This window comes from Corynebacterium callunae DSM 20147, assembly GCF_000344785.1.
GTDB classification, from domain to species: domain Bacteria; phylum Actinomycetota; class Actinomycetes; order Mycobacteriales; family Mycobacteriaceae; genus Corynebacterium; species Corynebacterium callunae.
Map to the genome: position 1 here is coordinate 2,334,178 of NC_020506.1, position 24,744 is coordinate 2,358,921.

Annotated in this window: 21 protein-coding genes; 6 read left to right on the top strand and 15 right to left on the bottom strand. The window is 52.4% G+C overall.

Annotation, left to right across the window (positions count from 1 at the left end; all coding sequences use genetic code 11):
- Window positions 1–134 precede the first annotated feature (134 nt).
- Entirely contained in the window at window positions 135–1,265 is a 1,131-nt protein-coding gene (gene pstS, locus H924_RS10945) for a phosphate ABC transporter substrate-binding protein PstS (RefSeq protein ID WP_015652014.1), read from the bottom strand.
- A 319-nt stretch (window positions 1,266–1,584) separates the two neighbouring features.
- Window positions 1,585–2,463: a mycothiol synthase gene (gene mshD, locus H924_RS10950; protein WP_015652015.1), complete on the bottom strand. Its 879-nt coding sequence runs from the start codon at window positions 2,461–2,463 to the stop codon at window positions 1,585–1,587.
- Window positions 2,464–2,522: 59 nt separating this feature from the next.
- Between mshD and H924_RS10955 the strand changes: the two genes are divergently transcribed.
- On the top strand, window positions 2,523–3,308 hold the full coding sequence (locus H924_RS10955; protein ID WP_015652016.1) for an LmeA family phospholipid-binding protein: 786 nt from the start codon (window positions 2,523–2,525) through the stop codon (window positions 3,306–3,308).
- Window positions 3,309–3,315: 7 nt separating this feature from the next.
- On the opposite strand, the gene H924_RS10960 is transcribed toward H924_RS10955, so the two are convergent.
- A complete protein-coding gene (locus tag H924_RS10960) occupies window positions 3,316–4,386 on the bottom strand; it encodes a diacylglycerol/lipid kinase family protein (RefSeq protein WP_015652017.1) in 1,071 nt (356 codons plus the stop codon).
- Between the two features lie 40 nt (window positions 4,387–4,426).
- On the opposite strand from H924_RS10960, the gene H924_RS10965 reads away from it, so the two are divergent.
- Entirely contained in the window at window positions 4,427–5,116 is a 690-nt protein-coding gene (locus H924_RS10965) for an FABP family protein (protein ID WP_015652018.1), read from the top strand.
- Window positions 5,117–5,121: 5 nt separating this feature from the next.
- Here the strand turns inward: H924_RS10965 and H924_RS10970 are convergent, their stop codons facing one another.
- Window positions 5,122–6,066: an aminodeoxychorismate lyase gene (locus H924_RS10970; RefSeq protein WP_015652019.1), complete on the bottom strand. Its 945-nt coding sequence runs from the start codon at window positions 6,064–6,066 to the stop codon at window positions 5,122–5,124.
- A 106-nt stretch (window positions 6,067–6,172) separates the two neighbouring features.
- Between H924_RS10970 and ygfZ the strand changes: the two genes are divergently transcribed.
- Both ygfZ and H924_RS10980 read left to right on the top strand, forming a co-directional pair.
- Window positions 6,173–7,285, top strand: a complete 1,113-nt coding sequence (ygfZ, locus tag H924_RS10975) for a CAF17-like 4Fe-4S cluster assembly/insertion protein YgfZ (protein WP_042393007.1) — start codon at window positions 6,173–6,175, stop codon at window positions 7,283–7,285.
- 252 nt (window positions 7,286–7,537) lie between these two features.
- The gene (locus H924_RS10980) at window positions 7,538–7,756 is read left to right on the top strand and encodes a DUF3073 domain-containing protein (RefSeq protein ID WP_015652021.1); all 219 of its coding nucleotides are present in this window, start codon (window positions 7,538–7,540) and stop codon (window positions 7,754–7,756) included.
- 426 nt (window positions 7,757–8,182) lie between these two features.
- Here the strand turns inward: H924_RS10980 and purM are convergent, their stop codons facing one another.
- From purM to H924_RS10995, 3 genes are all read right to left on the bottom strand, one after another.
- A complete protein-coding gene (purM, locus tag H924_RS10985) occupies window positions 8,183–9,259 on the bottom strand; it encodes a phosphoribosylformylglycinamidine cyclo-ligase (RefSeq protein WP_015652022.1) in 1,077 nt (358 codons plus the stop codon).
- Between the two features lie 73 nt (window positions 9,260–9,332).
- Window positions 9,333–10,829, bottom strand: coding sequence for an amidophosphoribosyltransferase (gene purF / locus H924_RS10990; protein WP_029703047.1), 1,497 nt, complete (start codon window positions 10,827–10,829; stop codon window positions 9,333–9,335).
- Window positions 10,830–10,918: 89 nt separating this feature from the next.
- Window positions 10,919–11,296, bottom strand: a complete 378-nt coding sequence (locus H924_RS10995; RefSeq protein ID WP_015652024.1) for a sterol carrier family protein — start codon at window positions 11,294–11,296, stop codon at window positions 10,919–10,921.
- Between the two features lie 37 nt (window positions 11,297–11,333).
- Between H924_RS10995 and H924_RS11000 the strand changes: the two genes are divergently transcribed.
- Window positions 11,334–12,341, top strand: coding sequence for an acyl-CoA thioesterase (locus H924_RS11000; protein WP_015652025.1), 1,008 nt, complete (start codon window positions 11,334–11,336; stop codon window positions 12,339–12,341).
- 132 nt (window positions 12,342–12,473) lie between these two features.
- Here the strand turns inward: H924_RS11000 and trhA are convergent, their stop codons facing one another.
- The 5 genes from trhA to H924_RS11025 form a co-directional block, all read right to left on the bottom strand.
- The gene (gene trhA, locus H924_RS11005; protein ID WP_015652026.1) at window positions 12,474–13,253 is read right to left on the bottom strand and encodes a PAQR family membrane homeostasis protein TrhA; all 780 of its coding nucleotides are present in this window, start codon (window positions 13,251–13,253) and stop codon (window positions 12,474–12,476) included.
- A 113-nt stretch (window positions 13,254–13,366) separates the two neighbouring features.
- Window positions 13,367–15,655, bottom strand: a complete 2,289-nt coding sequence (gene purL / locus H924_RS11010) for a phosphoribosylformylglycinamidine synthase subunit PurL (RefSeq protein ID WP_015652027.1) — start codon at window positions 15,653–15,655, stop codon at window positions 13,367–13,369.
- A 16-nt stretch (window positions 15,656–15,671) separates the two neighbouring features.
- Window positions 15,672–16,343: a phosphoribosylformylglycinamidine synthase subunit PurQ gene (gene purQ, locus H924_RS11015; protein ID WP_015652028.1), complete on the bottom strand. Its 672-nt coding sequence runs from the start codon at window positions 16,341–16,343 to the stop codon at window positions 15,672–15,674.
- A complete protein-coding gene (gene purS / locus H924_RS11020) occupies window positions 16,340–16,585 on the bottom strand; it encodes a phosphoribosylformylglycinamidine synthase subunit PurS (protein ID WP_015652029.1) in 246 nt (81 codons plus the stop codon). Before purS ends, purQ begins: the two co-directional genes overlap by 4 nt.
- Window positions 16,586–16,672: 87 nt before the next feature.
- The gene (locus H924_RS11025; RefSeq protein ID WP_015652030.1) at window positions 16,673–17,152 is read right to left on the bottom strand and encodes a glutathione peroxidase; all 480 of its coding nucleotides are present in this window, start codon (window positions 17,150–17,152) and stop codon (window positions 16,673–16,675) included.
- 201 nt (window positions 17,153–17,353) lie between these two features.
- On the opposite strand from H924_RS11025, the gene H924_RS11030 reads away from it, so the two are divergent.
- Window positions 17,354–19,957, top strand: a complete 2,604-nt coding sequence (locus tag H924_RS11030) for an ExeM/NucH family extracellular endonuclease (RefSeq protein ID WP_015652031.1) — start codon at window positions 17,354–17,356, stop codon at window positions 19,955–19,957.
- Window positions 19,958–20,005: 48 nt separating this feature from the next.
- Here H924_RS11030 and H924_RS11035 read toward each other — a convergent pair whose 3' ends face one another.
- From H924_RS11035 to H924_RS11045, 3 genes are all read right to left on the bottom strand, one after another.
- On the bottom strand, window positions 20,006–20,689 hold the full coding sequence (locus H924_RS11035) for a DUF2334 domain-containing protein (RefSeq protein WP_015652032.1): 684 nt from the start codon (window positions 20,687–20,689) through the stop codon (window positions 20,006–20,008).
- A gap of 44 nt (window positions 20,690–20,733) precedes the next feature.
- Entirely contained in the window at window positions 20,734–22,086 is a 1,353-nt protein-coding gene (locus tag H924_RS11040) for a C4-dicarboxylate transporter DctA (protein ID WP_015652033.1), read from the bottom strand.
- A 297-nt stretch (window positions 22,087–22,383) separates the two neighbouring features.
- On the bottom strand, window positions 22,384–24,507 hold the full coding sequence (locus H924_RS11045) for a S9 family peptidase (protein WP_015652034.1): 2,124 nt from the start codon (window positions 24,505–24,507) through the stop codon (window positions 22,384–22,386).
- Window positions 24,508–24,744 lie beyond the last annotated feature (237 nt).

The following is a 24,744-nucleotide window of genomic DNA, read 5'->3' on the forward strand; positions in this document are numbered from 1 at the left end:
TGTGGTTGATTCCTTAACTGGCGTGTTGTCAAAAAGCTTTAAGGGAAACCATAGGCGCCCTCCCCCAAATTGCGGGGAGAGGGCGCCCGAGGTCACAATGCACAATCTCTAGGAGATGATGCGTGCAGCGTTAATTACTGAATTGCTTCAACAGCTGCAACAAGGCGGTCGTAGTGAGCGCCGGAAACTGGGATGTAGCCAAGAGCTGCAAGCTGATCATCCTGGGAGTTAAGTGCAACGGTCAGGAAGTCCTTAACCTGGTCGCGGGTGGTCTCGTCATAACCTGCGGAGCAGACGATCTCGTAGGTGGTCAGAACCAGTGGGTATGCGCCAGCTTCGTTCATCGCGAACAGAGCGTCGGTGTCGACAACCATGTTGTGGCCTTCGGTCTTGAAGGTCAAAGCGTCGAGTGCAACTCCAACGGAATCAGCGTTGAGCTCAACTGGGCCTGCACCGAAGTCAAGGTTAGCGATGCCCAGGCCAGCCTGGTTTGCGAAGCCAGCTTCAACGTAGGTGATGCCACCCTCGATAGCTGCAGCCTCAGAAGCTACACCGTTGGAGCCCTGTGCGCCTGAACCAACTGCGGTTGGGAAGGACTGGCCTTCGGTCTCCCAGATGTCGGTAGCAGCGCCGAGGAACTTCTGGAAGTTGTCGGAGGTGCCGGACTCTTCAGAGCGGTAAAGAACGGAGATGTCCAGATCAGGAAGCTCGGTGCCCTCGTTCTGAGCGGCGATTGCTGCGTCGTTCCACTTGGTGATTTCACCCTTGAAGATCTTGGCAACGGTCTCGATGTCCAGGTTGATGGACTCTACGCCAGGAACGTTGTAGGCAACGGCAACTGGGCCGATAACGAAAGGCAGGTGCCAAGCTTCGTTGCCACCACAACGCTGTGCAGCTTCTGCAGCCTGGTCATCCTTCATTGCGGAGTCAGAGCCACCGAAGGCAACCTGACCTGCAACGAAGTTGGTACGACCGGAGCCGGAGCCGGACGCAGTGTAAGCGAGGGAAGCGCCCTCAACAGCCTCGGCGTACTTGATGCCGAAGTAGTCCATTGCAGACTGCTGAGAAGAAGCACCTTCTGCTACGAGCTGACCGGTGGTACCGGAAAGACCCTCAATAGCTGCGGCGTCGGTGCCACCCTCGGAGGAAGCGGAAGAAGAAGTAGCGGAGTCAGACTCGGTAGAGTCAGAGCAAGCAACCAATGCGAAGGAGCCTGCGGTTACTGCGCCCACGAGGGCGATAGAGCGCTTAAGAGTGAGGTTCACGGGGAAGCCTTTCCGGTGTAATTGTAGACATCGTTAGAGCAACTCCAAGATCTTTGAGGGGCTAGTTAAACCCTCGGGGTTGCTCACCAGAGAAAACCTAAGGCCTGGAAATGACTAACGAAGGCCGAATTGGTTAACACAGTGTGAACAATGGGAAAGCGTTTCAAGAATTATCTTGATTGATTACTCTCAATTTCATTAAGGAGAGACGCCCATCACCTTAAGCTGCAATTTAGGTCACTCCAATAAAATTTCCGTTATACTTATATACTCTTTTAAGCTTTTTCAGCTTTTTGCCATACTTTTAAAGGGCCTCGCCCTACTTTTCATAAACCACATGGCGTTCTACAACGGTGAAACCAAGCTTTTCATAGGCACTAAGTGCTGGAGCATTGTCCGCTTCCACATACAAAATGATCTCCTTTGCACCTTGTGTCACCATATGATGCAAGCCCAAACGCACTAGCGGATCTCCCAGACCTTGGCCACGGAAAGCAGCAGCCAGGCCCACCACATAAATCTCTTGCAAGGTGGCAGAGTGCTTTTTCACCCAGTGAAATCCAGCTAGTTCTTCTCCCTGCCAAAGGAAAAGCACATCCTCATCGCGGTACCAACTTGCTTTTTGTGCCTGGTGTAAACGATGAATATCCCAGCCACCCTGTTCTGGATGCCAATCAAAAGCCTCGTTATTAGCTTGCAACCACTTTTCTTCTGCTTTTTCACGGGCAATTGGGGCGTTTGCCAAGGAACTGTGGCCAAATCCCGCTGGATCGGAATAAACAGCTGCTTTATTAAGGGCATTTCCTGAAATTTTCATAACCAAAAGCTCGCGGGTCTTTTTCATTCGCAAGCTGGCAGCCAATGCTTGAGCTGCATCTGTATTTCCATGTGCCCAAATGCTTGGGGTGGGGGTTGCGTCGATAAGCGCTTTACCGATGCCCTGCCGGCGCTGCGCCGGGTGCACTGCTAACTCACTACTTTCTCCGTCGGAGGCTGCTAAGCCGACTAACTTTCCACCAATATTGACCACAAAATGGCTGTGGCCAAGTCCCGGCTCCGCCAAACCCCGGACAAATTGTTCAGACAAAGGATCCACACCATCAACGGCCCTGACCTCTTGAAGCAACAAAAGTGCCTGTTCACGAAGGTCTCGATCCAATGCAATGTGGGTTTGATTAATTAACTCAGAGGAATTCATGGCCCCAGGGTAGCCCCAAACTTCATGTTCTTGCAGCCAAGTGCGGTAAAGATATAGGTGTGCAAAAATCCAGAACTAAGGCCTTGAACATCGCAGCTGCCACCATTGGTGTGTGCGCAGCAGTTGGAGCAACGTTCTGGGTTGTTGATTCAGCCGTCGCTGCGCGCGCCGAATACCATATTTCTAAGGCAGTCGCAGAGTCTGCAGATTTGACCAACAGCCCGCGAGTTTTTGCAGGTAGCACCATCTATTCCATGGCATTTTTCACCGGTGAATTAGATAAAGTAAGCATTGACATGCTCGATGTTGAGGTGCCAGGAGTTGGCATGGTTAACGCCAGCACCGAGGTAGAAAAAGTAGCTGTCACACCAGAACAATTATTATCTGGTGATCTCGAAGGCACCACCGCAGAGCTTTTTACCCGTGATTTACGTATGGACGGTGTTGCGATCGGCGCTCAGCTGGGCATTACTGACCTCGATATCGCCCACCCCAATGACGTTTCCCCTTCCGGTGGCCTAGCCTCCGAGGCCGTCCTCACCGGCACTCCCCAAGGACACATTGATCCAGTAAGTGTTTTGGTGACTCTGCGTTTGGTCGGCTCCGAATTCCGCATGACCCCCATTGAGCTTATCGACGCCGCCCCTGACCTCAGCCTCGACGATGTCAGCGGAGCTTTTAGTTGGCGGGTGGACACCCGCCAACTTCCGTTGGCAGACCGCGCGATGGCAGTCTACCTTTCCGGTGGTTCCATCCACTTCCAGTCCGAAGCCCGCAATGTCACGTTAACTACTCGTGAGCTTTCCCCGCTTGCAGCTCCGGAAGAAGATTCCAGCACCTCTTAGAAGTTTTTTAAACCGCCCGCACCCGAATAAAGTCACGCACATACTTCGCAGCATGGCGTGGCCAACTCATGGTGGGAGGCAAAGGAACCTCATGTGGCGCAAAAACTTTTAAAACATCGGGAATTGATTCCAATTCCACTCGGGTGGGTTTGCCCTCATATTCCCCATCCACCTGGAAGCGCTGACCACTGCGGCATTCCAATAAAACCTGCTCTGCATCATCAAAAATAATGGTGCGCTTGGCAATCAATTTTTCAATCCCACGACCATGCCCCACTCCGATAAGGTGCATCATCGCGGCGACTCCACCAAAACCGCGCAAGCTGGTCAATCCAAAAAGCCCAAGTCCAGAATCAAAAGAGTTCCCCGGATTGGTCACCACCGGCAACGGCCCTAAGAACGTCCAAGGGTTGGTATTGGAAGCCAACATCATGGGCACATCCTTATGGCTCATCTCTTCGCCATCAGTGCTGGTAGCCTGCACCGAAATCTGTGGTGGATGCAACTGCGCCTTCATCCATGCCCGCACACTCACCTGCAAATACAACAGTGGAGAGGCAGCAAAACCACGGGAGCGAGCGCGTTCAACTCGCGCAATAACCTCGGCATCAATGCCAAAACCAGCATTAACGGCAAACCACCGTTTTTGCTCCTCATCGCCTTTCCAGGTGCCCAAGGTGATGGTTCGAGTACTTTTTTCTCGAATCAAATCTACCAACATTTGTGCCGCCGCATAGTTGTCAGCTGGGTAGCCCAAGGCGCGCGCAAAGACATTTGCTGAACCAGTTGGAAGCACTGCGAGGGCTGGTAATTCGCCATGGGGGCGAACATCACCATCGGCTGGTCCAAGTAATCCATTTATCACTTCATTGACCGTGCCATCACCTCCGGCGGGGATAATGACATCAAAATCCTCCCGTGTCATTCCCTGCACCATTTCCTCAGCATGGCCTGCGTAGTGCGTAAACCGTGCTTCGAGGCGGAGATCTTCAATCTCCATGAGCTGTGGAATGACCCGACGGAAGAGTTCTTCGGTCTGGGTTGTCGATTCCGGGTTTGCGATCAGTAGAACATGCACGTTGCCTAAGCTTAGTGGCTAAACGCTAGTCTTGGATGTCATGAGCGAAAATGAATCTATTAATAATCCAATAGTTCCCGGGTCGGGAGCAGACGCCCCTTCCCTGTCCGATTCCGCATCCATCAGTGGCTCCGATGCCGTGAACCTTGCTGCCGAGCAGTCCAAGAGCACCGCGCACCGCAATATCCCTGGTCTTGGCGATCTTCCAATCCCAGATGACACCGCAAACCTGCGCGAGGGCCCAAACCTGCACGATGGCCTGCTAGCCCTTTTGCCTTTGGTTGGCGTATGGCGTGGTGAGGGCAAGGCTGATACCGCCGAAGAGGGTCAATATGCCTTTGGCCAGCAGATCACCTTCGCCCACGACGGTGAAAACTACCTCACCTACGAGTCCCGCATGTGGAAGATCAACGAAGAAGGCGAGACCGTTGGTGTTGACCACCGCGAATCCGGCTTCTGGCGAATCAACCTCAAGGATGAAATTGAATTCATCTGCACCCACGCCAGCGGAGTTGTAGAAATTTTCTACGGCCAGCCTCTCAATGAGCGTGCTTGGGAGCTGGAATCTGCTTCCACCATGGTCACCGCCACCGGTCCCACCACTCTGGGACCAGGTAAGCGCCTCTTTGGTCTACTGCCCACCAACGAGCTTGGTTGGGTTGACGAGCGCCTTGTCGGTGCCGAGCTGAAGCCACGCATGTCTGCTCAGCTGCAGCGCGTAATCGGTTAATTTCTTTATCCAAGGGCCTTGTTAATCAAGGCCCTTATTTCTTTTTCATTATTGGGCTTGGGCAGTTTTTGCCCATCCAATTTGGTCACGCGAGTTGCAATGCGTACTGAGGACACCAACCACACGCTATCTGCGCCATAAAGGTGGTCCAGGCTCAGCTCGCGAGCTTTACAGCGCCATCCCTTGGCAGATGCGTATTCAAAAAGCGCAGCCTGCGTGGTTCCAGGCAAAATGTCGCCACCGGGGGTTGGCGTTCTTAATTTATCCCCTTTAAAGCTGACAACTGTTGATGTTGCGCCTTCCAAGACACGTTCGCCGTCGGTGAAAATAACATCATCAAACCCATTGGCATTGGCATAACGCAGTGCCGCCATATTGGCTGCATACGCCAAGGTTTTTGCTCCTACCGTCATCCATGGTGCAGGATTTTTCGGGATCTTTCCTTTGGCCTCACCTGTTGCTACATCAATGCCTGGCAAATAATCTTCCACGGTATAACCACGGGAACTCGTCATCACCGACACGCCTTGTTCCCGCTGTCGGATCTTCTCTGCAGAAATTGGCTGTACTACCAACCAGCCGGAGGCTAATCCGGTGGAGGCGCGACCACGGCTTAATGTCCAGGTACAAGAAGCTTCTCCGGCATGAGGATGGGAAAACCACGCTTCCAATGCCATATGGGTTGCTTTTTCCCAGTCTGCCAAAATTGGTTCTGGAAGGCCGAGCAGAGCTGCCGAAGCTTTAAAACGAGCACCATGGCGTTCCAAGTTGCAAATACGTCCCTCGCGGATCAGGAGGGTTTCAAAAATGCCGTCACCACGGGTGAGTGCAGCATCGTCCCAAAAGACCATGGGAAGATTAGGATTTTGCTGACGGATTGATCCGCCATAAGGCTCAACAATCATGATCACCGGAGCTGGCACGGGTAAACGATCGGGTTCAAACACCATAACGCCTGATTATGCACCCAAATTTGAGTTTTCGCTCGCTGGTTCTAACCACTGGTGCAAAAAGTGAAATAACCCTTCACCGCATTTTGTGCGTATCATTGACTTTGTGGCTAACGAACTCTCCGAGGTCGCGAACGACACCACTCAGGATCCTCAGCGCTATCTCTCCCCCCTGCTTTCGCGGGATGGAGCTGCAGAAGCTCAGGATGCCGCTGCTCAAGCGGGTACTGAAGGCGTCGCGTGGCATTACGGTTCCCCTCTCGTCGAGCAACGCATCTTCGAAACCGGAACAGGTCTAGTCGACCGTTCTAATCGCAAGGTGATTAAAGTCGACGGACCTGATGCCCCAGCGTTCCTCAATAATATTTTGTCCCAAAAAGTTGATACCGCCGAAGACGGCTACAGTGCAGGCGCACTTAATCTTGATGCCCAAGGCCGTATTCAACACACCATGCAAATCTCTGTCGTTGACAAGGTGTTTTATCTTGACACCTCGGCAGCTGAATTCGATTCCCTGCTGTCATATCTCCAAAAGATGATCTTTTGGTCAAATGTCACTGTCAGTGAAGCCGATATCGCCATTGTTACCCTCCTTGGCAAAGAACTCCCCCTTCCAGAGCACGTTTTCCAGCGCAAAGTCGACTGGAACGGCCCTACTCGCATTGACCTAGGTCTCGAGCGCAGCTCCCTCCAAGAGGGCGTCGATAAGCTCTTAGCGGCTGGTGCGCGCCTGGCTGGACTCATGGCCTACACGGCCGAGCGGGTTAAAGCTCAGGATCCTGAGCGTGGCATTGATTTGGACGATAAAGCCATCCCTCATGAGATTCCACACTGGATTGGCAATGACGAGCATGCCGGTGCTGTACACCTGCACAAGGGCTGCTATCGCGGCCAGGAGACAGTGGCGCGGGTAGATAATCTAGGTCGCTCTCCACGTTTGCTGGTGCTTTTGCATCTCGACGGCTCGGCGCCGCAAGACCCAGTGCCCGGAGCAGAGATCAAGGCTGGCAGTCGCACGGTCGGCCGTCTTGGCACGGTGGTACATGATTCCGATTATGGCCCCATCGCACTTGGTCTAGTAAAGCGCAGCGCTTTGGATTCTGACCTGCATATTAACGAGGTTGCAGTCAACGTTGATAAGGATCTCATTCCCAATGATGACGGTGTAGCACCTGGACGTTTGGCAGTTAATCGTTTCAAGGGCAAGGACCTTAACTAGCTGTTTTTGGGCTGCAGTTTTTAGTAATTTTTCTGCAGTTTAAACCCCTCCAAAGAGGCGACTTTTTAATGTGATGAAAGTCGTCTACTTTGGTGATTCCACATTCTCTTTGCGCAGGTCAGACCCCCGTTGCGGAAATTTTCCTAAGAACAGGCTATTGTGTCTATCAGGAATACAGTCAAAACATCTTGAAAAGCCCATGGGCCATCCGAATTCCCAGGATTGGCCCGCTCACTCCAAGGGGGTCAGGCAATGGGTCGCGGTCGCGCGAAGGCAAAACAGACCAAAGTTGCTCGCCAGTTGAAGTACAGCTCTCCAGACATGGATCTAGATTCACTGCAGCGGGAGCTGGCCAACCAGTCTCCCCGGCGTTCCTACTCCGATGCCCCTGATGAAGAGGACCAGTACGCAGATTATGCGGACTGGGACGAGGGCGATGACTCAAACCAGCGTGCCTTTGGCACCCGCTAGTCACTGAGTAGTCCATTGCGATTCTAAGTTTTGTTGAGTGTGCTCCTCCTGAGGTGTTCACTCACCACAGGCTTAGATAAGCACCTTTAACCTCATCATCCGGTGGCTTTGAGACCGTTTCAAGGTGTAACTTTCACCTCTCTAACGGTCAACGTCCCGTTCACTACTACCGTCAACGACGGCACATGGTTTTTCCCGGACAAGTTTGTGGAGTACTTCCCTCTGTGTTCCCGCACTCCAAGGACTTCGCCCGAGACAAGCCGTGTGCCGTCGTTGGCGTTTTCAAGCCTTCCACCGCCCTCTGAGAGCGGTTTTAACCCCCTAATAGATGTGTTTGACAATGGTGGGTATAAAAATGATCTGATCCCCCACACTACTGAGGGAGATCAGATTATTTTTGGTTTTTAAGCTTAAAACACTTCGTGCTTAGTAGCCTGGGTGCTCACCGTTAAGAATAACGCGAGCTTCGCCGGTCTCACCGTTGCGTACGGTGCCCAGCTCCCAGCAATCAATGTGGCGAGCAGTCAGCATTGCCAAGGCGCGATCGCGGTCCTTTTCAGCAACAACTGCAACCATGCCAACACCCATGTTGAAGGTCTTTTCCATCTCTTCGCGAGGAACCTTGCCCAAAGAAGCAATGGTGCGGAAGATCTGTCCAGGGGTCCAGGTACCGCGAGACATCTCAGCAACAAGACCTTCTGGGATAACGCGCTCCAGGTTGCCTGCTAGTCCACCACCGGTGACGTGGCAGAAGGTGTGAACTTCGCACTCAGCGATAAGTGCAAGGCAGTCCTTGGAGTAAATACGAGTTGGCTCTAGTAGCTCTTCGCCGAGGGTGCGACCAAGCTCTTCGATGTGGCCATCGAGGGATAGACCAGCCATTTCCAAAAGGACGTGGCGAGCCAAAGAATAACCATTGGAGTGCAGACCAGAAGAAGCCATACCGATAAGGACATCGCCCGCGCGAACACGATCAGGTCCCAGCAACTCATCAGCTTCTACAACGCCAACTGCAGTTGCAGAGACATCGTAGTGGTTTGGCTCCATAACGCCTGGGTGCTCTGCAGTTTCGCCGCCGAGCAAAGCACAACCAGCCTGGATACAACCTTCTGCGATGCCGGAGACGATCTCAGCGACATGCTCTGGAACAACCTTGCCGATAGCAATGTAATCCTGCAGGAAAAGTGGCTCAGCGCCGGTGACCACGAGGTCATCAACGCACATTGCGACGAGGTCAATACCAATGGTGTCGTGTTTGTCCATCATCTGGGCAATAACAAGCTTGGTTCCAACTCCATCAGAGCCAGCAGCGAGAATAGGGTTCTTGTACTTACCGAGCTCAAAAAGGCCGGCAAAGCCGCCTAGGTTACCCCGAACCTCGGGGCGGGTAGCACGCTTTGCCAGTGGAGCGAACAATTCGACGGCGCGATCGCCGGCTTCAATATCGACTCCGGCAGCTGCGTATGAAACGCCTTCGGCGGTGGTGTCCTGGTGATCACTCATCGTGTTCTTCGCTTCTCCTGCTTGGGTTTTGGATTAAGAATTTTCAAAATAAAGGTTGTGAACTAAAAGCTACTTAGTTCGCAATCTTATCCTGGCGTGCAGCTTGCATCTTGCGCACCAGGTCAGCATTGCTATTGCCCTGTGGCAGTCCCATTGGGTAATTGCCATCAAAGCAGGCTAGACACAGCTCATTAACCGGCTGTTCCGTTGCCTCCACCATACTGTCAATGGAGACATAACCGAGAGAATCGGCACCGATGGCGGAACGTACGGCTTCCACCATTTCCTTCTCATTGTCACTTGTTACAGCATTGGCAATAAGCTCACCTGGAGTAGCAAAGTCAATGCCATAGAAGCAAGGCCACTTCACAGGTGGGGACGCGATACGTACGTGTACCTCAGCAGCGCCAGCCTCACGCAGCATGCGAATTACCGCGCGCTGGGTGTTACCACGGACGATGGAATCATCAACCACAACAAGGCGCTTGCCGGCGATAACTTCGCGCAAAGGGTTGAGCTTGAGGCGGATACCCAATTGGCGCAGAGTGTCAGAAGGCTGAATAAAAGTACGTCCGACATAGGCATTTTTCACCATGCCTTGGCCAAAAGGAATGCCGGATGCTTGAGCGAAGCCCACTGCAGCTGGAGTTCCAGATTCTGGAGTTGGAATAACAAGGTCGCCCACTGCAGGAGCTTCCTTGGCTAGCTTGCGGCCAATCTCAAGACGCACTTCATTGACATTGCGTCCCTTAATCACAGAGTCCGGGCGCGCGAGGTAAACGTATTCAAATACGCAACCCTTGCGCTGGACCTCTGCAAAACGAGTGGAGGTAAGACCAGATTCATCAATGGCAATCAGTTCGCCTGGTTCAACTTCGCGCACCAATGATGCACCAACGATGTCCAAAGCGGAGGTTTCGGAGGCAACTACCCAACCGCTGGACAAACGTCCAATGGAAAGAGGGCGGATGCCATATGGGTCACGAGCTGCATAAAGGGTGTGCCCATCGGTGAAAGTAAGGCAGTATGCGCCTTCTACCTCTGGGAGCAAGGCCTTGGCTGAATCAAAAAGGGTGCGACCTTCTCCGACGCCATTAGCCATAAGTGCGGTGAGAACATCGGTATCGGAAGGCTTTTTAAGTGGATCTACCAGACCAAGTTTGGTGGCGCGATCACGTAGTTCAATGTGGTTAATAAGGTTGCCGTTATGACCGAGGGCAATATCTGTTCCATCCGGCGCCATGCGGAACATGGGCTGGGCATTTTCCCAGGTATTGCCACCTGCGGTGGTGTAACGGGTGTGTCCGATAGCAATATTGCCTCGGAGTGATTCCAAAATTGGTTCATCAAAAACTTGTGACACTAGGCCCAAGTCTTTAAAGACCAAAATTTGTTCACCATCACCCACAGCAATGCCGGCAGCCTCTTGGCCACGGTGCTGGAGGGCAAAAAGTCCGAAATAGGTTAGCTTTGCAACTTCTTCGCCCGGTGCCCACACACCAAACACGCCGCATTCTTCACGCGGAGCTTGTTCGTTGTGATCATCGTAGGGATAATCGGTGTTTACCATAGAACCAGGGAGCGTGTGCTGATCATTTAGTGCCACATGCACAAATCGTAGTCTTTCACTTCCTCAGAAACTAATACGCTTCTAAGAACCTAAATTGGCACCACTGGCAACCACTGTGCAATCTCCCCTGTGCGGGTACCAGAAGCACTGATCTTGCCGCTTGCCACGCCCTCTTCAAAGGTTATTTTTCCTGTTGCCAGGCTCAACCAGGTGTGCGCATCGGTTTCCACAACATTGGGTGGTGTGCCACGAGTGTGGCGTGGTCCTTCGATACATTGCACTGCCACAAATGGGGGTACTCGAACTTCGACGCTGTGCCCCGGCGCGTCTTGTGCTAACAGTCGGGCGGTGAGCCGGGTGGCGTCGGCAAGCAGCTTTTTACCTGGCTTTTCGGTATTTTCTATGTCTTTAATCCAGTCTTGCACGGCAAGAACTGCGGCTCGCGTTTCGGCGGGATCAATCCTCATGAGCACTTACCCTAGTACGAACCGTTAAAGTATCCCTATGTCTGAGACGCACTCCGAAAATAACACTCGCTCACCCGAGGTCACCCTCCGTTTTATGGCCGCCCCAACTGACGTGTTGATGGCTGGTAGCCACGGCGTTGGCGGTGGTCGTGTGCTGGAGTGGATCGATAAGGCAGCTTATGCCTGTGCCACCCAATGGTCTGGCACTTATTGCGTGACTGCATATGTTGGTCACATTCATTTCACCCGCCCGATTCCTTCCGGACACATGGTTGAGGTGCGTTCCCGCGTGGCAATGACCGGCCGTTCTTCCATGCACATTGTTAATGAAGTGCTCTCTGCTGACCCTCGTGATGGCCGTTATACGCGCGCCTGCGACTGCCTGGTTATTTTCGTGGCAAAAGATACTGCTACTGGCCGCGCACAAGCTGTACCGACCTTTGTGCCTAAGGATGAAGAAGAGCAGCGTGTTTTGGAGTCTGCACAGTCTCGCATTTTGTTGCGCAAGGCTATTGAGGCAGAAATGGAAAAGCAAACCTACGATGGTCCTTCTGAGGCACCTCGTTTGATTACGCGTTTCTTGGCTAAGCCAACCGATGTTAACTGGGGTGGAAAAGTCCACGGTGGTACTGCCATGGAGTGGATTGATGAGGCTGGTGCTGCCTGCACCATGGAGTGGTCTTCCAATCACACCGTCGCAGTTTATGCCGGTGGAATTCGTTTTTATCAGCCCATTCAAATCGGTGACCTCATCGAAGTTGATGCCCGCCTAATGCGTACCGATAAGCGCTCAATGCAGATGTCGATTCATGTCCGTGCCGGAGATGCCCACCGTGGCCGCGCCGAGCTCGAAACCGCTATCCATGCCACTGTTACCTACATTGGCATCGATATTGATGGAGAACCGTTGCCAGCACCACAATTTGTGCCACGCACCCCAGAGGATATCCAGTTGGCCGAACACGCCAACATCTTGCGCGAACTGCGTGCAGAGTACTCCCCTATGCCTCTCTTCCCTCGCCTCGTTCCCATGCAGATTGACTAGCCAAAACTGGGCTGAGCAAAGCTAACCTAGTCTGAGCAAACACAAAAATATTCCCGTTAGTTAACAAGAGCTTTAGTTAACTAACGGGAATATTTTTACCCCCTGTGTTTAAATTGCTGCGCTTAAAAACGTTTAAGCGTTGGCAACAACCATCCACACTGCTATGAGGTGGATTACTGCGGCCACGATTGTCGCCAAGTGGAAATGCTCATGATAACCCAGAATTCTGGCATTACGTCCTGGCCAGCGGAATCCATAAACCAGTGCACCGAGGCTATAAACAATGCCACCGACTAACAGCAGCCACACGACGGTATGTCCAGCTCCAGCCCAAAGCTCAGGAATCAAAGGCACAATCAACCAACCCAAGGCGAGGTACACCGCGACACTGAGCCAGCGTGGGTGGTTAATCCACACCATGTTCATGATGACGCTGGCGATGGCACCAATCCACGCAATTGTTAACATCCAGGCTGCTGTTCGCGGCTCCAGCACCAATAGACAAAGCGGGGTGTAGGTCGCTGCGATAAACACCGCGATGGTGGAATGGTCTGCACGACGCCACCAAGCCACGGTGCGCATACGCCGCCATGGCCCACGGTGATAGGCCGCAGAGACTCCAAAGAGTCCCAGCATTGCGACGGCATAAATGGTAACGCCGAGCGCTTGCCACCACTCCAAATCAATCCAAGCGATGGTCGTTAAGATTGATCCCGAAATCACACTGAGGAATGCCGCAATTAGATGGAAGAGCCCGCGAGTAACGGGCCTTTCGCCTCTATCAAGCACATATTTTCTGAGCTCAATAAGGGGTTCATCAAAATGCCCCCCGGTAACTCTGCGGACTGCTTTTTTGAATTCTCCTGGCTCTTGAGTGTCTTTGTGGATATTCTTTCCCTGATCACGTGCCATTTCCCGTTTCCTCCTTCCACTATTAATACATTCTCAATATATTTTAAGGGACAAAAAACCCGGGCTCACAACTGCGAGCCCGGATTAATTCTACGGCGTCCTAAGACTGTTTTTTATTGAACTACAGAATTAGCGCCGACGGCGTGTCCAAAAGCCTCTGGCAAGGTGTTGGTCCAAGCCTCGCGAAGCTCTTCTACAGACACCTCAACAGTGATATCTGCGCCCTGGACGCTGATCACTGCAGAGTCATTGGTGCGACCCAGCTTGAAAGCAGGAACACCAAGTTCTGCTGCGCGTGCTTCTAGTTCTGCGCCACGGTTGGTTGCAACCACGATGCGAGAAGCAGATTCTGCAAACAAAGAGGTGAACAAGGATGGGTGAATCTGTGCAAGATTAGCCTCAATGCCCTTGTTGGCATGGATTGCCAGCTCAGCCAAGGTCTGACCCAAGCCGCCTTCGGAAAGGTCATGGGAAGCGGTGAAGAGATCAGAACCTACAAAGAGTTCTGCCAGACGCTGCTCATTAGCGAGATCAACCTGTGGTGGCAGACCGTTAAGTCCAGCGCCGGAGATCTGCTGCCAGACGGATCCACCGAATTCATCGAAGGTCTCGCCGAGCAAGTAGAGATCCTGGTCTTCTGCCGGAAGCACGTTTCCGATGCTGTTTTCTACATTGTCCAACACGCCAAGCACGCCAACTACAGGAGTAGGCAGAATTGGCTCTTCGCCGGTCTGGTTGTAGAAGGAGACGTTTCCGCCAGAAACTGGAATGCCCAGTTCCTTGGAACCGTCAGCAATACCGTGGACGGCTTCCTTGAACTGCCACATCACACCTGGGTTCTCAGGGGAACCGAAGTTCAGGCAGTTGGTTACTGCTACCGGACGAGCACCGGTGGAAACCACGTTGCGATAAGCCTCAGCCAAAGCCAGACGAGCACCAGTGTTGGGCTCAAGCTTGGTGTAACGACCAGAAGCATCTGCGGAGATTGCAACACCACGGTTGGTCTCTTCGTCGATACGCAAAACGCCAGCATTGGCGTTCTTGGCCTGTACGGTGTTGCCACGCACATAGCGGTCATACTGCTCGGTGATGAAAGCACGGGAGCACAGGGCTGGGGAAGATACCAGCTGCAGCCATGCGTTCTTGATCTCTGCAGCATCTACTGGGTGCGCAATTTCAGCTTCCAGCTGCAGCTCATCCTGGTTCTCAGGGCGAGCTACTGGGCGGTTATAAACTGGGCCTTCATCGATGGTTGCAGCAGGTGCGTCGATAACAACTTCACCGTTGTGGAGGACCAAGTAACGGCCCTTCTCATCGGTAACTTCGCCGATTTCAGCACAGGTGACATCCCACTTAGCGCAGATCTCCAAGAAACGATCAACGTTTTCTGGGGTCACAACAGCACACATGCGCTCCTGGGACTCAGAAGCCAAGATCTCAGCTGCAGACATGTTCTCTGCACGCAGTGGAACATTGTCCAAGTTGACGCGCATTCCGCCGTCGCCAGCAGCTGCCAGCTCAGAGGTAGCGCAGGCAAGTCCGCCGCCACCGAGGTCCTGGATACCAACCACAACGCCAGCCTTATAAAGCTCGAGGCAGCATTCGATAAGGACCTTTTCAGCAAATGGGTCACCAACCTGGACGGCTGGAAGCTTGCGCTCCTCGCCTTCCTCGAAGGAAGCAGAACCCAAAACGGATACGCCGCCGATGCCATCAAGGCCGGTGCGGGAACCGAAGAGGATAACCTTATTGCCGGTACCGGAGGCAAAAGCCAGCTTGAGGTCTTCAACCTTCAGGGTGCCCACGCAGAGTGCGTTAACCAGTGGGTTGCCAGCGTAGGAATCATCAAAGACGGTCTCGCCACCGATGTTTGGCAGGCCGAGACAGTTGCCGTAGTGGGAAATACCGTCAACTACGCCAGGCAAAACGCGCTGGGTATCAGGGTTGTCTACTGCACCAAAGCGCAGCTGATCCATCACAGCAATTGGGCGTGCACCCATGGCCATGATGTCACGGACAATACCGCCGACGCCGGTTGCTGCACCCTGGTGTGGTTCCACGAAGGATGGATGGTTGTGGGACTCAACGCGGAAGGTCACAGCGTTGCCGTCTCCGATGTCGACCACACCAGCGTTTTCGCCAATGCCGGCCAAGATCTTTTCAGCCATCTCCGGGGTGGTGGTTTCACCGAAGTAACGCAGGTGAACCTTGGAGGACTTGTAGGAGCAGTGCTCGGACCACATTACGGAGTAAACGGTCAGCTCAGCGTCGGTAGGGCGGCGACCAAGGATTTCTTTGATGCGGGCGTACTCATCGTCTTTCAGGCCCAAAGCAGCATAAGGCTGCTCCAGGTCTGGGTTCTTGATGGCGTCCTCGACAGTGTCGTTGATAAAGGTGCTCATATTTTTCTCTGACTCCTTAGGCAGCGATGGTGCCGATGGCGGACAGGAAGAGCTCAAGGCCGTCAACAGACGGGCCAGTGAGCTTTTCGACGGCGTGCTCTGGGTGTGGCATCAAGCCGACAACACGTCCGGTCTTATTGGTAATACCGGCGATTTCATTGACGGATCCGTTGAAATTATCGGTATAGCGGAAAACCACGCGGCCTTCGCCTTCGAGTTCTGCGATGGTTTCTGCATCAGCCTGGAAGCGGCCTTCGCCGTGCTTAGCTGGGATGAGGATCTTCTGTCCCTGTTCCAAGGTGTTGGTCCAGGCAGTGGTGTTATTTTCCACAACGAGGTGGGTATCCACGCAGTGGAAGTGCAGACCCTGGTTGCGGGTCAATGCGCCGGGCAGCAAACGAGCCTCGGTAAGAATCTGGAAGCCATTGCAAATTCCGAGTACTGGCATGCCCTTTCCGGCCTGCTCAATAACAGATTGCATAACTGGAGCTAGTGCAGAAATAGCACCGGTGCGCAGGTAGTCACCATAGGAGAAACCGCCGGGCACAACCACGGCGTCTACTCCCTTGAGATCTTCATCTGCATGCCAGAGGCTGATTACTTCTGCGCCGGCAATGCGTGCGGCGCGTGCTGCGTCGACGTCATCTAGGGTTCCTGGGAAAGTAATTACACCGATTTTGGCGCTCACTTGGCGATCTCAACTCCTACAACATCGAAATCCTCGATGACGGTGTTTGCGAGGAGCGTTTCAGCGACCTTCTGCAGATCAGCTTCGGTGACGGAATCATCAACTTCTAGTTCGAAGCGCTTTCCCTGACGCACATCGGAGACTCCAGTTACTCCAATACGTCCAAGGGCGCGGTGTACCGCCTGCCCCTGGGGATCCAGAATCTCAGCCTTAGGCATGACATTGACAACAACACGGGCCACGGTATTTTCCCTAACTCAAGAAATGGGGACGACAATGTTTTACGTGCACAAGTGTAACCCGTGGCACTTGGCAAACCTAGCCAGCTCTTAAAGGGGTAAGTTTGCCTCGATAGCGCGCACAGTCTCCTCTGACTCTGGTTCTACCTGCGGTGCAAAGCGCTCAATAGTATTACCATCAATTTTTAGCAGGAATTTCTCAAAATTCCATTGAATCTCCGCCCCACCGGTTGCTGATTTTAATTCCCGATAAAGGGGGTGAGCATTCTCCCCATTAACCTCAGTTTTTGCCAAAAGCGGGAAGCTAACACCGTAATTATCTTGAACAAAGGCACAAACCTGGGCATCAGTTCCTGGTTCTTGACCTTTAAATTGATTGCATGGCACACCTAGCACAACAAGGCCACGGTCTTGGTACTTCTCATAAAGGCGCTGCAGCCCTTCATATTGCGGAGTTAAACCACATTGCGAGGCCACATTAACTACCAAGAGCAATTTATCGGCCCATTGGCCCATCGTGGTCTCGGTTCCGTCGTTAAGCGTTATTTTTTGATCTTTTAAGGTACCCATAAACGCCACCCTAGTTGAGGGGTTGAACCCAGGGAGTTTTGCGGAGAAAAATTTAATCGGCGACAGAATATAAATGAACTTTTGGCAGCGCTTGCGTAAACTCCCAGCTGAATTAAAACTCGCACTCAGCGCAGCTTCAGTTTTTCCGGTAAGTCATACGTTTGTTAAGGATTTTTCTCATCTGAACAAAGGTCTTCGTACATGACTCGCATTTCTGCGCGCACCCTGGCACTGGCACTTGCTGGTGCAACCGCTGCCAGCCTGGCTGTAGTCCCACAGGCAACCGCTGCTCCAAGCAACACTCTCCCGGTTATCAATGAGGTTTATGGAGGTGGCGGAAATAATGGCTCCGTCTATTCCAATGACTTCATCGAGCTTTATAACCCGACCGCAACCGCTGTTTCCCTAGATGGATGGAGTGTTTCCTACTACTCTTCCAGCGGCAACCTGGGTGGCACCACCACCTTGTCCGGCAGCATCGCTCCAGGTAGCTACTACCTCATTCAACAATCTGCAGGTGCAAATGCAACTGGCGCACTGCCCACCCCGGATGCCACCGGAACCTTGACCATGAGTGGTACCAATGGCGCAGTTGAGCTGAAAAATGGCAGTGGCGAGGTTGTTGACCTTATCGGTTTTGGTAGCGCCAATAAGTTTGAGGGCGCAGCAACTGCAGCCACCAGCAACCCCGTGTCCGCACAGCGAATTACTGCAGGTGTAGATACCGATAACAACTTTGTAGATTTCCAGGTAGCAACTCCCACCCCAACTGCTTCCGGCACCACCCAAAACCCAGAAGACCCTGAAGATCCAGAAGATCCGGTAGTCCCTGGAACAATCACCCCTATTGCAGAAATTCAGGGCACCGGCGCGGAAACCCCACTGGCAGGCCAGCTGGTTACCACCGAAGGTGTGGTCACCGCAGTTTATGCAGAGGGCGGATTTAATGGTTACTACCTCCAGACTGCTGGCACCGGCACCGCAGAAAAAACTGCAGGTCAGGCCTCTGATGGCATCTTTGTTTATGTTGGCAGCAATGGCAGCTACCCAGCAGTAGGCGATTCCCTCACCGTCACCGGAACGGCTGCAGAATACTATGGAATGACTCAGCTCTCCGGCACCACCTTTGCACCTGCTGCAGCACCACTAGCTCCGGTGACCCCACTTGCATTGGATACAGTTCCTGCAGGTGATGATATCCGCGAGGCTTATGAGGGTATGTTGTTGCAGCCCACCGGCGCACATACCGTGACCAACAACTACGGGCTGAATACCTATGGTGAAATCGCCCTGGCCCCTGGCACCGAGCCCCTCTACCAGGCAACTGATGTGGTAGCTCCAGGTCAGGCTGCAATTGATTATGAAGCAGCCAATGCAGCCAAGGAAATCACCCTTGATGATGGTCGCTCCGGCAACTACACCCGTGGCGATAAGACCATTCCAATGCCCTGGATCGTGCAAGATGGTGGCTCCACCGTAAAGGCTATTCGGGCTGGCGATCAGGTTGATTTCCAGGCTCCTGTAATCTTTGATTCCCGCTATGACCTGTGGAAATTCCAGCCCACCACCCCAGTAACCGGCAATGCTACTGCTGCCCAGCTGCCTATTACTTGGGAAGATTCCCGTGCGACTGAACTTGCTTCCATTGATGCAGTAGCTGGCGAGTACCACATCGCCAGCTTCAACGTGCTCAACTACTTCACCTCCCTCGGCATGAATGAGGAAGGCTGCGAGGCTTATACCGATATCAATGGCACTCCAGTAACCGCCAATAACTGTGATGTCCGTGGTGCTTATACTGCTGAAGCTTTGGCTGATCAGCAAAGCAAGATCGTCGACGCCATCAACCGCTTGGACGTTGATGTTTTGGGCTTGGAAGAAATTGAGAACACCGCAACTGTCACCGGCGATATCACCCGCCGCGATGAAGCGCTGAATACCCTGGTTGATGCTCTAAATGCAGCTGCTGGCACCGAGCGTTGGGCTGCTGTGGAATCCCCCACCCAGCTTGGCACCGATGAGGATTATATTCGTGTTGCTTTCATTTACGACAAGACCACGGTAAAACCAGTTGGCGAATCCCGCATCTTTGATGATCCTGCTTTCACCGGCACCGCACGTCAGCCTTTGGCCCAGGAATTCCAGCCACTGGATGAAACCAAGGAATCCTTCGTGGGCGTAGTTAACCACTTCAAGTCCAAGGGTTCTGTTGCCAATGGCGATGCCGACACCGGTGATGGCCAGGGCAACAACGCAAATATCCGCGTCGCTCAGGCGCAGGCGCTTATTGACCACCTGGAGAACCAGGATGACTGGGCTTCCAAGCCAGTGTTTATCCTGGGCGATACCAACTCCTACAGCAAAGAAGCTTCAATGACCACCCTTTATGGCGCTGGTTTTAGCAATATTGCCGAGCAGTTTAATGCTGGCCAGAGCTACCAATTTGATGGTCGCATTGGTTCCCTCGACCACGCGTTGGGCAATGCTGAAGCAATGGACAACGTGGTCGACGCCGAGGTCTGGGATATCAACGCCGATGAATCCATCGCTTTTGAGTACTCCCGTCGCCTCAACAACACCACCGATGTTTTTGCGGCTGATCCTTTCCGCTCCTCAGACCACGATCCCATCAAGGTTGGTTTCAACCTTGAGTCCGTGGACGCCCCAGTCGTCCCTGGTGATGACAGTGATGACAGTGATGACGAAGACAATGCCACCGGCAGCTCCCCCAGCCGCACCGTGTGGGCTGTCATTGCCGCCATCTTGGCAGCAATCGGCTTCGCTCTGCCATTCCTGAAGTTCTAAGACGCTTTTCGACGCCTCCCCCTGCAGACCTTAGGGTCTGCAGGGGGTTTAGCGTTGCATGGCTTGAGAATAACTTTGCGGTTGTGCACCTAGTGCTAAAGCGCCCAATGCTGCATTGCGAAAATCACGTGCCACCTTCGGATTCTCCAAGTTTCGAGCCGAGGCGGATAAACGCACGGTATTGCCACGTGCTGCGCCACGTGAGACTGCATTAATGACATTTTTGCGCCACCATTTAGCTGCACCAAAACCTTCACCGACGGAAAGATTGCGGCAGGCAAGAAAGTCCCCTGTTTTTAAGTTATGCATTCCCCTGGTGGAGGCCGCAAAATCAAAATCAAACTCACTTAGAACCTCAAAGGTCCCCTCTGACATGCGCCACCTAGGTGGGGCAAAAACACTAAAGTTGAAGCCGATTTTTTCCATTTGCCTAATTGCTCCAATAAGGCGCAGTCGCGCTTCATGGGCTTCCAAACTGGCAAACTCGGAACGTCGGCCTTGGACTGGCTGATCAAATCCATTAAGGATCAGCTCATGGCCAATTTCGCGGTGTTTTTCTAACCACTTGCGGGTTTCTTTATCTTTGGCAAGGCGCCAATCCCCGTCAATACGGGGCGCAACCAAAAGTGAGACCTCGATCCCGTCGGCGCGCAGGTCTTTAATAAGCCCGTCGGCCGCTGATCGGGTCTGGTCGAAAATACTGGAAACAGATACAAGAAGACGGCCGGACATGCATATTATTCTTGCACGTCCGGCCGTTATCGTCTTGTTGAAAGCTAATGAGTGTTAGCTTCTGATTCTTCAACCTCTACATAGGGGTTTTCACCATTAAGTACACTGCGTGCTCGTGCTGAATCCAAAGTGCCAGTCCACTTGCCAACCAACAAGGTTGCCACTGAGTTACCAGCAAAGTTGGTCAGTGCACGGGCCTCAGACATGAACTTATCAATACCCACGATGACATCCACACCATGCAGAAGTTCTGGGCGGTGAGAGGACAAACCAGCGGCAAGAGTTGCAATACCCGCACCGGAGACACCAGCTGCACCCTTAGAAGCGATGATCATAAAGACCAGGAGGCCAATTTGCTCACCCAGGCTCATCTCTACATTCATTGCATCAGCAATAAAGATGGATGCCATGGTCAGGTAGATTGCGGTGCCATCCAGGTTGAAGGAGTAACCGGTTGGAACAACAATGCCGACAGTTGGCTTTGCAACACCAATGTGCTCCATCTTGCGCATCAAGCTTGGCAGTGCGGACTCGGAGGAGGAAGTTGCAAAAATCAGCAGGAATTCCTTGCCCAGGTAGCGGCACAGCTTGAAGATATTAAAGCCGGTGAAGGCCTTAAGAACTGCACCCAAAATACCGAAGATGAAGATGAAACAGGTGATGTAGAAGGCCAGAATCAAAATGCCCAGCTGAACAACTGCATCAAATCCGGTTTCACCGACAACACCGGCCATGGCGCCAAAGGCACCAACTGGAGCCAACCACAAAATCCAGTTCAGGATCTTGAAGATCAACTTCTGCATATGAGACACAAAGTCCAAGATGGGCTGGCCTTTATCTCCCATGGACTGCGCAGCAAAACCAACCAAGATGGCAATAAAGAGCACCTGCAGCACAGATCCGCTGGTAAATGCAGAGAAGAAGGTATCAGGGATGATGGACTGAATAAAGCCCATCAAGCCTTCGTGGCTTTCTTCAGGCTTAGCAAAAGTAGATTCTGAATCCACTGGAATGTTCAGACCTGAACCTGGCTGGATGAGGTTGCCTACGACCAGGCCGATAGCCAGTGCGAAGGTGGACATGGTGATGAAGTACGCCAGTGCGATGCCGCCGGCACGACCAACGGTGGCTGCTGCCTTAACTGAGCCAATGCCCAGCACCAAGGTACAGAAGATAACGGGTGCGATGATCATCTTGATCAAAGACACAAACATGGTTCCCAGGACTTTAAGCTCTTTGCCGAGTTCTGGGGAAATTAGACCAACAGTAATGCCAGCGATCAATGCAATGATTACTGCGATGTAGAGCCAGTGGGTGCGATCCTTCTTTGCCGGTTTCGCTACCACGATGTGCTCATTTTTAATGTCGCTGTGAGATGACTCAGGATGCGAGCTCATGAGAATCCTTCTTCAAGCTAAGGGAAAGCATCGTTTCAGCAATGCCACTAATTGAGCTGCCAGGTGACATTTAAATATCAGCACCCTGACAGGAATGGGAAAATTATGTAAAAGTTTGGGCCAAGACGCAAAGTGCGAATTTTGTGGCGCAGCGCATTAATTGGTGCTAATTTATGGCACCGCACGTCAGGGGCCTAAATCGGGTGTAATGTCAAACTTTGCAAATTTCTACTAAAATACAGAAATACCCCCAAAAGTGTTTTTGGGGGTAAAATCTTGTTCGCTTGGCGAACAGTCTTATTCTGTTACGCCCGTGGCCTGGTTAATCAGCCAACCGTATTCAAAAGCGGTCTCGCGCCACTTCTCATAACGTCCCGACACTCCACCATGACCAGCAACCATTTCGGTCTTTAGGAGGAACTCTCCACCGGTAGCAGTTGATCGCAACTTGGCCACCCATTTTGCTGGTTCCACATAAAGCACGCGGGTGTCATTAAGTGAAGTTACTGCCAAGATATTGGGGTATTTCTTGGCCTCCACATTTTCATATGGAGCATAGGAAGCCATGTAGTCATAGACCTCCTTATTGTGCAAAGGATCGCCCCACTCATCCCACTCAATAACTGTCAAAGGCAACTCTGGCATCAACATTGAAGTCAAAGGATCCACAAAAGGAACGTTGGCTTCAATTGCTTTAAAACGATCCCCTGCCATATTGGCGATAGCACCCATGAGCATGCCACCTGCCGAACCACCCTCCGCAACCAACATGTCAGGTGCAGTAAGTCCCTGTGCAATGAGTGCATCAGCGACATCAATAAAGTCAGTGAAGGTGTTTTTCTTGGTCAGCATCTTGCCATTGTCATACCATCCGCGGCCCATCTCGCCACCACCACGAACGTGAGCAATTGCGAAAATCATTCCACGATCCATCAAGGACAATCGTGCAATGGAAAACCCTGGATCAATGGAGGATTCATAGGATCCATATCCATATAACAATGCCGGGTTTGGCTTAGTTAGATCCATATCTGCACGGTGCACCAAAGATACGGGAATCTTGGCACCATCGGCAGCAGTTACCCACAAACGTGAAGAAGTGTAATCGGCTCGGTTGTAGCCGCCTAAGACTTCCTGCTGCTTGAGTAAGGTGCGCTCGCCAGTTGCAATCCAATAGTTGAAAAGCTGGGAGGGCGTAGTGAAAGAGCCATAAGAAATGCGGATAACCGGAGCATCCCATTCTGGATTTCCACCGGAGGCAACGGTATAAATTTCTTCATCAAATTCCAATTGCTCAAATTCACCAAAGGAACCGTCGACAAGCTTCATGATGGCCACCTGGCCAATTGCATTAGACCTGTACCCCAGGATGATGAAGTCGCGGTAGGTATCAACACCTTCAATACGTACCGAATCCTCATGTGCCACCAAGCTATGCAAGGACTCCAGAGAATTAAGTTCTGCAACTGGCGCCCAGCCCACTGAGAAATTGGGGCCTTCTGCATTGTGGGTGACCAGCCAGACATCTTCGCCATCAATTACTGCATGGTCAATGTCATATTCCACGCCTTCTGCACGGGGAATCAGCACCTGGGGCTCGCCCTCTGGCTGCTCAAATGGCAAAACGCGAACTTCGGAGGTGATCTTGGAGGCACAGCCCATAAGAATGTACTTATCTGAACGTGTGGTTCCCACCCAGGTGGAAAAACGCTCATCTGGTTCGTGATAAACCAAGACGTCTTCTTCTACCGGGGTACCGATCTTGTGACGCCAAATGGTATCTGGACGCCATGCATCATCCACCCGCTGGTAGAAAAGATAATCTTCGCCCACCCAAGTTGCACCATAGAAGATGCCCTGCAGGGTGTCGTCGAGAAGCTCTCCGGTCTTTAAATCTTTAATGCGCAAGGTAAAGCGCTCTTCGCCGGTGGTGTCAATGGAATACGCCAAATAGCGGCCCGAAACAGTGACCGAGGACGCTCCAATAGAGAAGAAATCATGGCCGGCAGCTAGTTCATTGGCATCGAGGATAATCTCCTCCCCCACTGCTGGCTTCCCTTCGGGAATCGTGGGAGGAGTCCACTCATCAGAGCCTTCAGCTACTGGAATACGGCAGGAATAGCCATAGCTTTTTCCCTCTTCAGTGCGTGAGTAATACCAATACTTACCAGCGCGAACTGGGATGGACATATCGGTTTCTTTAATGCGCGATTTCATCTCTTCATAGATATTGTCGCGCAGCGTTGCTAGGTGCTCAGTTTCCTGCTTGGTGAACGCATTTTCCGCTTCCAAATAATCCAGGGTGTCCTGAGATTCTTTATCCCGCAGCCATTCATAATCATCTTGGAAATCGATGCCATGGAAAGATCGAATGCTGGGTCGGATTGGGGCGACCGGTGGAGTTAAACGTTCAGAAGACATAAGCCCCGATCTTAGCGCTCTGAATGCTAGGGAGGGTCTTTGTTCGCCACAGGCGAGCGTCGCGAGTGCTATGGGAGTGACCAGATTCCGCAAAAATCTCACTTTTCAACTTATTTGTGTGGTTTGCGGTTCCCTTAGTGGCCTCAAAAATGACAGAATCCCACACAAATCGCTGTTTTGAGGCCATTGTGCGAAATCGAGCATGTAACCCTCGCCCTGAAATCACAAAGGGCCTGA

Bases quoted from the DNA above. Each gene is read 5' to 3' on its own strand.
- H924_RS10980 (WP_015652021.1), top strand. From the start codon at position 7,538: ATGGGTCGCGGTCGCGCGAAGGCAAAACAGACCAAAGTTGCTCGCCAG.
- purM (WP_015652022.1), bottom strand. From the start codon at position 9,259: ATGAGTGATCACCAGGACACCACCGCCGAAGGCGTTTCATACGCAGCT.
- H924_RS10970 (WP_015652019.1), bottom strand. From the start codon at position 6,066: ATGGTGTTTGAACCCGATCGTTTACCCGTGCCAGCTCCGGTGATCATG.
- H924_RS11000 (WP_015652025.1), top strand. From the start codon at position 11,334: ATGTCTGAGACGCACTCCGAAAATAACACTCGCTCACCCGAGGTCACC.
- H924_RS11045 (WP_015652034.1), bottom strand. From the start codon at position 24,507: ATGTCTTCTGAACGTTTAACTCCACCGGTCGCCCCAATCCGACCCAGC.
- H924_RS11025 (WP_015652030.1), bottom strand. From the start codon at position 17,152: ATGGGTACCTTAAAAGATCAAAAAATAACGCTTAACGACGGAACCGAG.
- H924_RS10965 (WP_015652018.1), top strand. From the start codon at position 4,427: ATGAGCGAAAATGAATCTATTAATAATCCAATAGTTCCCGGGTCGGGA.
- purF (WP_029703047.1), bottom strand. From the start codon at position 10,829: ATGGTAAACACCGATTATCCCTACGATGATCACAACGAACAAGCTCCG.
- H924_RS11040 (WP_015652033.1), bottom strand. From the start codon at position 22,086: ATGAGCTCGCATCCTGAGTCATCTCACAGCGACATTAAAAATGAGCAC.
- trhA (WP_015652026.1), bottom strand. From the start codon at position 13,253: ATGGCACGTGATCAGGGAAAGAATATCCACAAAGACACTCAAGAGCCA.
- H924_RS11035 (WP_015652032.1), bottom strand. From the start codon at position 20,689: ATGTCCGGCCGTCTTCTTGTATCTGTTTCCAGTATTTTCGACCAGACC.
- purL (WP_015652027.1), bottom strand. From the start codon at position 15,655: ATGAGCACCTTTATCAACGACACTGTCGAGGACGCCATCAAGAACCCA.
- H924_RS11030 (WP_015652031.1), top strand. From the start codon at position 17,354: ATGACTCGCATTTCTGCGCGCACCCTGGCACTGGCACTTGCTGGTGCA.
- mshD (WP_015652015.1), bottom strand. From the start codon at position 2,463: ATGAATTCCTCTGAGTTAATTAATCAAACCCACATTGCATTGGATCGA.
- H924_RS10995 (WP_015652024.1), bottom strand. From the start codon at position 11,296: ATGAGGATTGATCCCGCCGAAACGCGAGCCGCAGTTCTTGCCGTGCAA.